The organism is Paenibacillus barengoltzii NBRC 101215, assembly GCF_004000745.1.
Lineage (GTDB): Bacteria > Bacillota > Bacilli > Paenibacillales > Paenibacillaceae > Fontibacillus > Fontibacillus barengoltzii.
The window spans coordinates 16,409-27,748 of record NZ_BILV01000083.1 but is presented as its reverse complement, the minus strand read 5'-3'; the positions used below and the strand labels follow the sequence as shown (position 1 = coordinate 27,748).

The following is an 11,340-nucleotide window of genomic DNA, read 5'->3' as shown; positions in this document are numbered from 1 at the left end:
CAGCGCCTCCAGCTGCGCCGCTCGCTCGGCGCGCTCGACCGCCAGCTCGCGCACTTTGGCGAGCTGGTCATAGCGCTGCTGCGCGTGCAGCAGCTCGCGGCGCCGCTCGGCGGCGAGCGCCGCCGCCTCTTGCACCGCTGCCGCCGCTTGCTCCAGCGCCTCGGCGGAGGCATTCCCGAGCCCTTGCTGCTCGGCGGCCACCTCGGCGCGGCGCTGCTCGTTTGCTCTGACCTTGCGGGTCAGCTTCTGCCCTAGCAGGTCACCGTATTTTTCCAAGTGGAACAGCCGCTGCAGCATCGCCCGTCGGTCCGCCCCCTTCAGGGACAGGAACTCGGCGAATTTTCCCTGAGGCAAAACAACCGCACGGGTGAAATCATCCATTTTGAGACCGAGCTTCTGCTCCACGCAACGTGTCACATCAGCCAGCTTGTCGGCGATGACTTTTTCCTCATCATCCGGCAAAATTTCGATAAACCGACTGATCGTATTGCTGACCGACAACTCGCCCTGGCGCTTAAACCGCCGCTCCACCCGGTAACGCTCCGTCCCGGCCGCAGAAGTCAGCTCGAACGTAAACGCCACAAACAGCGCGTCCTCCAAATGGTTCATAATCCCTTGGGTTCCGCCGGATGCACGGCCGACTTTGCCGTAAAGGGCCAACGTGATCGCATCCAGAATCGTCGACTTCCCGCTGCCCGTCGGCCCAAAAATGCCAAACAACCCTGTCTCGCACAGCTCGGTAAAATCGATCGTCTGCATTTCCCGGTAGCTTTGCAGCCCGGCTAATTTTAGCGTAATCGGCTTCATCGGCTTCCTCCCTCCACAGCACCATCCGCAGCCGCGCATTCATCCTCTTGTTCGGAGACGAGGGACATAAACAGCTCGACCAACTCTTCCTCCGGCTCAGCTCCGCCGGTTTGCCGCTGGTAAAACTTGCGGAACAGCTCATGCACCGGTACGCTCTCCCGGGAGACAAGTTCCTCCTGCAGCTCCCGTCCCGGATAGACCGGACGAATATGGACGATTCCATCATGAGCCTTGCGCAGCGCCTGGATGTCGCTGAGCGCCATCGCTTCGGTTAGGCTGATTTCGAGGTCGATAAACGCGTTCGCGTCCCTTCCCTCTTCCAACCAACGGTACGCCTCTGCCAGCCCGCCCCGGCAGCTCCAGCGTACCAGCGGCCGCCCGCTGCTCAAGTACAGCTCCTCCAAGATCGGCTCCTTCCCAGGTACCACATCCAGGAGCATCACTGATTTGGCTTGTCCTGCCTCGGAAAAAGAATACGCCAGCGGCGACCCGCTATACCGGGTTAATCCGGCTCCCTTTACCGCTTGCGGCCGGTGCAGATGCCCCAGGGCCGTGTATTGCGCGCCGATGTCCAGCGCCGACGGGTCCACGGTATAAGCGCCGCCAACCTGAATCGGCCGTTCAGAGTCCGATTCCACGCCGCCAAGCACATAGATATGGCTCATCGCAAGGTTCACGGTGTTCGGGCGAAACGCTCCGGCCAGCTGGCGCATCAATATCCCCACCTTGGCGCTGTAAGCCAACCGCAGTTCAGATTCATCCGCGTCACCGGCCAGCAGTTCGGACAGCCGGGCTTCGGAAGGATACGGCAACGCAGCAATGACCGCGGTCTCCCCGGTGCGCGGCACAGGAACGGTGATCGCCTCCGGCACCGGCAGCCCCACCAACGAAATGCCCCGGCGCGCCACCAGCGGCGATACCGCAGCCACCCGCTCCGGCTGGTCATGGTTCCCGGCGATCACCGCCAGATGGCAGCCGGTCTCCGTCAGCCGCGCCGCCGCATCGTAGAACATCGCTTCCGCCGCAGCCGGCGGATTCACACTGTCATACACGTCGCCCGCCATCAAGACGAGATCCACTTGCTGATCCTTGACTATCTGCACCAGCTCGTCCAGAAACGCCTCCTGCTCTATGAGCCGACTGCGTCCCTCCAGCGTGCGCCCTAAATGCCAATCTCCCGTATGTAAAATGCGCATCCGTTTCTCCCCCTTGATCCCGGCCAAGTACGCCGGCATTCTAGCACTCGCTCTATTTCGGATAGATGGCGGGCAGCCTTTATTGGCTGCCCGCATCCATGGAGATTACAATCTCACCGCTTGGCCGCCGTCAAAGAAATACAACCATTTCTCATCCACGGTCGAACCGGTGATATCCTCAACCGCTTGGGCGTACAGCTCCAGCTGGAATCGGTACGATTCCGCCAGCGCTTCCGCCCCCCCGCGATGCTCCAGTACTCGGTCGCTTTTGTAATCGAGTAGATACACCTTGCCGCCTACTGCGAACAGGCAGTCCACAATCCCCTGGATCAGAACCGTTTCCCCGTCCAGCTCCTGGATCGCAGCGCCCGGCGATCCATCTTGCATCGTTTCCAATCCACTCAGCTGCGGTGAGGCTTCCGCTGCAGGCAACCCGTAGCTGAACGGCATCTCGCGTTTCACCCAGTCCGCCTGCCGCAGCAGTTCGCCAAGCGGACTCTGCAGCAATCTTGCGATGCTATCCACCTCAATGGCCGCCGCCTGCTCCGCGCTCATCATCTTCCGCTCGATCAATCGGTCCAGCGTCGCTTGAACGACTGCGATCCCCGGCTCAGCGTTAAACGGCAGGTGCTGCATCAGCGTATGGTAGGCGACCCCGCGTTCGGTTGGAGTCAGCTTACGCTGCTCCATGAACCGCGGACGGCGCAGATGCAGCGTGAATTCCGGCTGCTCTTCCGCTTCCGCCTGCTTCCGCTCACGCAATAATTCTGCTTCGACGAAGACATCGCGAGCCGGTTCCTCCTGCAGCGACATCAGCGCCTTCATCTCCGTCACTGAGGTTTTGGCCGCGACTCGGCTTGCTGCCGCATAAGGATACGTCCAACTGAGTCGGGACTCTACTAAGGCTCTCATCTCAGCCGCCTCGACGTCTTCCGCCTCTTCCGGCAGGACCGCTGTCGGCTGAACAGACAGCAACGCCTTGATTTGCGCCGAATCCACTGCCACAGTCTCCGCAGTGACAGCCGCTTCTGCCACCGCTCCGTTCTGTCCCGCCGTGCGGGCGGAAAGAAACGCGATGTGCCAGTCGGAAGGGCTGTCCGCCAACACGGCAGGACCAACCTCCGGCAGCCCGGCAAACTGTCGCAGCTCCCGTGCACTTGGATGGCGGATCAGCGCTGGGCCAATCCAGTCGAGATAGCAGCGTCCCCGCGCCAGCAAATAATCCGGCAGCTGCTGCTCACTCGCCTCCAGCGCACCGCCCCAAGCTTCAACGGACTTGGTAAGATTTTTGACCGAAGAGACGAGTACAAGCTTGTCCTTCGGGCGGGTAAGCGCCACGTACAGAACGCGCATCTCCTCCGCCAACAGCTCCATCTGCGCCCGCCGCCGGATCGCCAGATTCGGCAACGTCGGGTAGCTGACGCGTGTGTTCGCGTCAACGTACTTCGGACCAAAGCCAAGCTCCTTGTGCATCAGAAACGGTGCGTTCAGATCCTGACGGTTAAATTGCTTGGACAATCCGGCGACGAACACAACCGGAAACTCCAAGCCTTTACTTTTGTGAATCGTCATGATGCGCACGCCGTCGCCCTGTTCCCCGGCATCGCCCGGAGCCCCAAGGTCGCCGCCGTTCTCGCGCAGTCGAGTAACGTAACGCAAGAAGCGGAACAACCCGGGCGCCGAAGACGATACCTCGTATTGTCTCGCCCGATCCAGCAGCGCCTGCAGGTTGCTCTGACGCTGGGTTCCGCCCGGCAAGCCGCCAACCCATTCCAGATAACCGGTTTCCCGGTAAATCTCGCGGATCAGGTCGCTCAGCTGTCCAATCCGTGCCATGCTTCGCCACGCTTCCAGTTGCCGCAAGAACTCCTGCAGCTTCAGCGCTAATGCATCGTTAGCCGTTTCAACCGGGTCCGTCTCCGGCTGGTACACGGAGGCTTCTCCATTGCCTCCCTCTCTGCTGTCGCTTCGCGCCAACTCCGCATTCCCAACAGCTGCTCGTGCCAGAACCGCCTCATAGTAACGGCCGCTTGGGGAAGCTAGGCGTATGTCCGCCAGCTCCTCCTCAGAAAAATCGTACAGCGGCGAACGTAACACCGCTGCCAGCGGAATATCCTGCAGCGGATTGTCGATCACCTGCAGAAGCGACAGCATCGTTTCAACCTCGGACGCCTGAAAATAACCTTGGCTTAACTCCCCGTACGCCGGAATTCCTTCCACTCGAAGCTCCTCGATCATTGCCGGCGCCCAGGTCAACGTCGACCGCAGCAAAATCACCATATCTCGGAAAGCGACCGGACGCATCGTCTGCAGCTGCTTGTCGTAGATGCGCAGCGGTTCACCGCCTTCGCCCAACATCCCGCGAATACGAGCTGCAATGGCGCGGGCTTCCAGCCGCACCGCCTCAATCAACGCAGCCTCATCTTCCTCGTCCCCGCCTTCGCCGTCCAAGGGTTCGCTGTCTCTGCTATCGAACGAGTCTGAACCGCTGCTTGATCCGTTGTCGCGATCAATCAGCAAGAGCTCTGGGCGATAATCCTCGGTTCCCTGCGGTGGAAAGCCTTCCCCATACACCAGCTCGGCCCGTGTATCGTACGATATTTCCGCTACACTCTCGTTCATGATCTGTCGGAACAGTAAATTCACCGCGTCAACGACCTCGCGCCGGCTGCGGAAGTTCCGCGCCAAATCGATGCGCAGCCCGGCTCCGTCAAAATCGTCGCCATAGGTTCGATATTTCTCCAGGAACAGCCCGGGTTCCGCCAAGCGGAAACGATAGATGCTCTGCTTCACATCGCCAACCATAAACCGATTGCCCGGGTTCTCCCGGGAAATTAAGCGTACAATCGTCTCCTGCACCGTATTGGTGTCCTGATACTCGTCCAGCAGCACCTCATCGAATTGCCGGCGGTATTCCATGGCCGCATCAGACGGTCGCAGCTCGCCCGGCTCCGAATCCGGATGCCGCAGAATTTGCAGGCAATAATGCTCCAGGTCGGAGAAGTCGAGCCAGCCCTTGGACACTTTTTGCAGCCGGTAACGTTCTCCAAATTCACTCACGAGCTCCGATAATGCACCAAGCAGTGGAGCCATGTCATGCATCTCCCGCAAAAACGCCTCCGCCGGTCGACCATACAGCTGCGTCCGCAAATCGGTGACTGTCTTCTTCGCTTCTTCTCGCAGCGCTTTTACCCGCTCCTGTACCTCCGGATCGGTCTGGTCTTTCTTGACCGGCTTCAGCTTGCCGAAGTTCACCCCTTGAAACGCGTCATACAACGAAGCCCAAGCTCCGCCTGCCACCGCTTCCTGCAGCGAGCGGACCACGTTCAGATCATCCTCCAGCGTGACGGCATACGGCTCCGGCCCTCCCGGAGATAACGCCAGCGCCTTTGCTTGCGTCAGCAAGCTGATCGCGCCTCCCAGCGCCAACTTCGTATCGGCCAATAGGCTTTGGACCCATGCGCTCTTCTCTAGGGCAGCGAGATCTGGAGCCATAAAAGAGGAAGACGCTTCCTGAAGCCAGTGATCTGGCCAAGGATGGCTGCGCGAGAAGTCATAAAGCCGCTGCACCAGCGTAAAGACCGCCGCATCGGTGCGCTCTCCGCCAAACAGATCCACCAGCTTCAAGAACGGGCTGTCCGCCGGTTCACTTCCGTATTTATCCTCAAGCAGTTCCTCCAGCACCTCTTGACGCAGCAGCGCTGTCTCACTTTCCGAGGCAATCCGAAAGCCTGGATCGAGCGGGATCAGCGTGTAATAGCGTTGAATAACTTCCATACAAAACGAGTGGAGCGTCGTGATCGAAGCGCGCCCTAACATGGCCAGCTGATGGTTCAAGTACTCGTTGCCCGGGTCCTTGGCTAATTCCTTCTCCAGCGCTTCCGTGATCCGACCCCGCATCTCCGCAGCGGCGGCTTTGGTAAACGTAGCCACCAGCAGCCGCTCCACGCTCAGCGGCTGTTCGCGGTCCGTCAGCTTGCGGATAATCCGCTCGACGAGCACCGCTGTCTTGCCGGACCCAGCGGCTGCGGCCACCAGCATGTCACCGCCGGACAAGGCGATCGCCCGCCATTGGTCATCACTCCAGTAACTGCCAGCTGGTTTTGGTTTCATCGGGATGGTCATGAAGGATTTGCCTCCTTTCCGCGCTCCTGTCCAAGGAGCTGCCAAATTTCGTTTTTGCCCGGTTTGCCGAGGACGTGATATGCATTGCCGTCCAATGCTTCCTCAAAGCGGCACACCGGTTTGTAGGGACAGAACGTACAAGCCGTCTCCAGGCCAAGTCGATATGGGGCAATCTGCACGTCACCGTCGGTGATGCGCGTGCCGATTTCCGTAATCGTCCTCCGTACAGAACCCAGCAGCGTATCCCACTGTTCCGGCGTTGCAACCGAGGCGCTGCTGTAGAAGCCGCCATCCGCCTTAATGGCCACCGGAATGATATCGGAATAGCCTTTTTCCAGTTGGGCATCCATCTTCGCGATCACATCCCGGTCTGCGAGCAGCAAGCCCTTCATCTTGAATCGCTTTAGCAGCTCCTGCTGCGCCTGCTCCGCACTCATGCCGTTGCTGCTTTGCAGCAGCGGGTTATGCACATGGAAATACAACGTGCCGGCAGGAAGGGCGGGCTGCCCCAGCCAGGCTTCCGCCGAGGACAGCAGAACGTCCAGATAGGTGAGCATTTGTAGAGATAAGCCGTAATACACTTCGTGCAGCTTTAGGTCGGTCTGACTCGACTTGTAGTCGATGACCCGCAAGAGCAGGCCTTGTTCGCCTTCCGCCATATCCACACGGTCAATCCGGCCGACGATTTCCATCACGCAGCCGTTGGGCAGCTCAAACGTCAGCGGAGGCAAGGGCCGCCCTGGTCCAAAATCCAGCTCCAGGCCAACCGGCTCGAAGCTGCCGCGACGCGCTTGCTCGCCAAGGATTAACGAAGCCCGACCAACGATCGCTTTCAGCTTGCGGGAAATATAACCGTAGCGCTTGGAGCTAAGCAGGATTTCGCCCTGCAGCTTAGGTGCCAACTCATCAACAGCCGAATTGGCGGCCTGAATCGCTTCCTCTGGCGTAAGGCTGCCCCAGCTGCGGTTTTGCGACTTGAAGGTGATCGCCATCTGACTGAGCGCCGCATGGAACAGCTGTCCGATATCCGGCGCTTGCAGTCGGTAAAGCTGGCGTTCCTTCAGCTTCAGCCCATGTGAAGCGAAGTGCGCGAACGGACAAGCCGAGAACTGTTCCATCCGCGATACGCTTGTCCGCAGCCGTTTGCCGTAAAGCCGTCGGCTCGTTGCCGGCGTCAAACCGCGCACCCGGTTACGATAATCCAGCGAGGTCAGCAGGCGAGCCGTTTTGCTTTCCCATTCCGGTCGGGACTTGTACCATTCCAGCACACGCCACCACAGCGGCGAAATGGACTCTCCCGTCTTCCACAGTCGCAGCTGACCGATTAAGGCGTTTAGCGTCGGACCCGGATGAGAGACGTATTCAAGCTGAGAAGCGAACGGATCGGTGGAGCTGCTGACAGACCCCGGCGCTAATAGCAGCGGCTGCTCCTTTAGTCCCGGGAAGATCCGCTTCACATGCCGGATCACCTCCGATGGTAAAAGTGCACCCCCCTCACCATCGGCAGCGGGGTAGCTTAGCCAGAGCGAACGGCTTGCCCCGGACAACGCTTCGTAGATGAGGAAACGTTCATCCAACAGCTTGCGGGCCAGCCCCGGAGCCAGCTCCAAGCCAAGCTCCGCCAGTCGCTCCCGCTCCTGCTCGCTGAGCACCCCCTCCTCCTGCAGATTGGCTGGCATGATTCCTTCATTAATGCCAAGCAAGAACAGATGCTTGACCTGCCCCGAACGCGTCCGCTCCGTACTCCCGATCAGCACCTGGTCGAGCGAAGGCGGCACCAGCGACACCTTCAGCTCCTTGAGCCCGGTCTCCAGCACGCCGGCAAAGAGCTCCAGCTCCAACGGCTCGTCCCCCATCATCTCTACGATCTGGTCAAGCACGTCCAATACCGCGCCCCATAATTGGCGATGCTCCATCGCCTGACGCGGCTTACCTTCGCGAACCATTTGGTGTGCCAACACATCCAGGCGCTGGGCGGCTTCCACCCGCTCCAGCAAATGGTACACTGCCGCACACATATTTTCTGCGTTCTTCGCCTTACGGATTTCTTTTTCAAAAGCGGTCAAAGGGCCGGCGACCGCAGCGCGGCACCGCTCCAACAGCTGCAGCTGCTCCATGGCTTTCGTGGATGCCGACGTTTGATCCTCCTGCTCCAGCGACAGGCTGGGCGCCGATTTCCAAGGACGGCCGTCAAACCATCGATAACCTTGGATTCCGCTCGCCAGAGCATAATTCTCCAGCACATCCATATGTTCACGCGTCAGACTGCCGTCCAGCGGCAGAAGAAATTCGCTTTTCACGCAGCGAAATACGTCTTCGTATCTCCAAAACCCAAGCACAACGTCCAGCGCCGCCCGAATAAACTCGATCATGGGGTGATACAGCATGCTTGTTTTCTGGTCAAGGAAATAAGGGATCCCGTATGCTTCCATCGTTGGAGCAAGCAGTTCTTCATAATCCCCTAAGTTGCGCACCAAGAGCGCCATGTCCCGCCAGCGCACACCTTCTTCCCGGGCGAGACGCACCATCTCACGTGCCGCCCCTTCGACCTCGGCTCGCCGGCTGGCCGCCCGGTGCAGAGACAAGGCCTTCTCTAAATCTTTAGGCGGCTCAGACTTCGGCCATGGCGAACGTCGCTCGTAAGCCGACTCCAAGTATGAAAGCGTCTCGCTCTCCCGAAACCGCGGGAACGGGCGAGCTTCCAGCAGCTCCGGCGGCAGCACCTCAATCCCCTCTTCTGCAGCCAGTCGGCTCAGCTTCACGAAGGCAGATGCAGGGGTATAGAACAGGTTAAGTTCATGCGGCTGATTTCCATCGTTGTATACTCGGTCTAATGTCAGTGAGACCGTAACCGAAGCCGCCGATTTCAGCAGCGCGAGAATCGCAGTATATTCCTGAGGGGTAAACGTATGAAACCCGTCAATCCAAATTTCCGCCCCGCGCAAATAAGCCGACTCGCTGGCCCCCTGCGCCAGCTTGACGACATGGTCCTCGTTGTCGATGTACAAGCGGGACAGTTCTTCGTCATACTCCGCGAACAGGAGGCTCAAATCGTGCATTTTATCTTTTAATAAAGGAGACTCCCCTTCGATCTGCTCCAGAAGATGATAATGCTCCTGCAAAGTGGAGAAATCCACATTATATTTCTTCATTTCCGTATACAGCCCGGCGATCCGGTCAATTAATCCGAGCTGGTCTCCGCCGTGTCCAAACAGCTTCAACTCGTCTTTGCGGCGGCGCATGAGCTTGTACAGCAGCATTTTCTTGCCTTCATCATCGATCGGCACCAATGCCGCACCTCCGGTTTCCTGCATGACGCGCAGCGCCAATCGACGAAATCCTAACACCTGAGTGCGTACTGTACCGTGCAGTCCCGGGGCCGTAGCGATCCGTTGCTCGATCTGAAACGTGCCTTGCTCCGGGGTTAAAATAATGAGCGGCGGACCCATCGGTTGCTCCCGCAGCTTGGAGGTCACCCGGTCAAGAATGAGGCTCGTTTTGCCGCTGCCGGAGCGGCCGAGTATAAACTGTAAAGACATGGAAATCCCTCCTACGACGGACAATTCGTTAAGTTCCAGTATAGCATAAATACGATCAAACATTCGCATCTTCTTCCGTCACAAAAACAGCCTCGCACCGCGAAAGCTCGCGAAACGAGGCTGTAATTCAATTATATTCAATTTTATAACGCGTGTTTGCTGCGCACTTCGAAAATGGCAAATTTCAGGTAATGTCCTTCGTCCACCCCAAGAATTTGCGGGTGGTCCTTACCGGCTGCCCGCCATTCCACAAGACGCAGTACTTTGCCCGCATCCTCCGCTGCCTCAAGAATCGTCTCCAGGAACAGATCCGGACGCATATGGTAAGAGCAGCTGGCCGTGACCAAATAGCCGCCTTCATTTACCAGCTTCATGCCGTGCAGGTTAATGTCTTTATAGCCGCGAACGGCGCCTTTGACCGCCGCTTTCGTCTTGGCGAACGCCGGTGGATCGAGGATCACGACGTCCCACGTCCGCCCGCCGCCGGCGGTCAAAGGCACGGAAGTATCGACCTTAGCGTCCTGGGCAGCCCGCCGTGCCCGTTCCTCCAAGCCCTTTACCTGGCTGCGCAGATAGTCAAACGCATCAGCCACCACAAATTCGACGCGATCGGTGAACCCATTCAGTTCCACGTTCCGCTTCGCACTTTCTATCGCATGCTCGGAGATGTCAAGGCAAGTGACCTTTTTGGCTCCATATTTGCAAGCATGCAAGGTGAAGCTTCCGGTATGCGAGAAGCATTCCAGCACGGTAGCTCCATCCCAGTACGGGAAGGTGACTTCTTTACCGTTCCGGTTAACCGGTGCGAGACGCACACCGCCGTCTTCCGTGGGCAGCTCTTGCAGCGAAATGCCGCTGCGGCCACCCCAGCCGGTCATCAACGGCTTGATGGACGCCCGGTTTTCCCGCTGGTCGAAGAAATACCCGGTTTTTTGCCCCTGCTCGATATCCACCTCGATCTTAAGCCCGTTCTCTGAAACGATCACATGGCGCGGCGGCTGGCCAAAGATCGACCCTTTCACCTGCTCCAAGCCTTCCATTTCCCGGACACCTACATCACTGCGTTCATAGATGCCAACGGGGTGCATCACTTCGGACAACGCCTCTACGATCTGCTCCCGACAGCGGTCCATCCCCAGTGTAAGCAGTTGTACTACCAACACGTCACCAAACTTGTCCACAATCAGCCCCGGCAAAAAGTCGGCCTCTCCGTATACGAAACGGTAAGCGTCCTCCTTCACGAACCGTTCCCGATGCTTCAAGCATTCCTGAAACCTACGGACAAAAAAGGCCTTGTCCATCGCCTCCAACGGTGTATACGACACGATGCGGACAGTAATTTGTGAAGCCGGGTTGTAATACCCGGTGGCCAGATAACGGTTCCGGTGATCAACCACCTCAACCAAATCGCCCGGTTCCACCTCTCCTTCCAATCGTTCGATTTCATTTTTGAAGATCCAAGGATGTCCTTTTTCCACCCGTTTCTTGCGGCTGCGTTGCAATATGACCCTTGCCACTTAATCCTTCACTCCTCATTTTAAATATGACTCACGACGCCTAAAGCACCGCTGCGACCGGGACGGTTCGTCAGCCTGACTGGCATGGAAGTTGTCCGACCGTCATATATGTAACTTGTACGATTATCGCTTGTCTGCATTTGACAGATCATCCGG

General features: G+C 58.4%; 5 protein-coding genes. All 5 read right to left on the bottom strand.

Annotated elements, in window-relative coordinates:
- On the bottom strand, positions 1-807 hold an 807-nt coding region (locus PBA01S_RS19060), incomplete at its 3' end, for an AAA family ATPase (RefSeq protein WP_164744204.1).
- Positions 804-2,003, bottom strand: coding sequence for an exonuclease SbcCD subunit D (locus PBA01S_RS19055; RefSeq protein ID WP_127576529.1), 1,200 nt, complete (start codon positions 2,001-2,003; stop codon positions 804-806). The genes PBA01S_RS19060 and PBA01S_RS19055, both read right to left, overlap by 4 nt.
- 105 nt (positions 2,004-2,108) lie before the next feature.
- Positions 2,109-6,128 (bottom strand): helicase-exonuclease AddAB subunit AddA, encoded by a 4,020-nt coding sequence (gene addA / locus PBA01S_RS19050; protein WP_127576528.1) that lies wholly within the window; start codon positions 6,126-6,128, stop codon positions 2,109-2,111.
- Positions 6,125-9,667, bottom strand: coding sequence for a helicase-exonuclease AddAB subunit AddB (gene addB / locus PBA01S_RS19045; protein ID WP_127576527.1), 3,543 nt, complete (start codon positions 9,665-9,667; stop codon positions 6,125-6,127). Before addB ends, addA begins: the two co-directional genes overlap by 4 nt.
- A gap of 143 nt (positions 9,668-9,810) precedes the next feature.
- Positions 9,811-11,184, bottom strand: coding sequence for a class I SAM-dependent rRNA methyltransferase (locus PBA01S_RS19040; RefSeq protein ID WP_028537905.1), 1,374 nt, complete (start codon positions 11,182-11,184; stop codon positions 9,811-9,813).
- Positions 11,185-11,340: the final 156 nt, after the last annotated feature.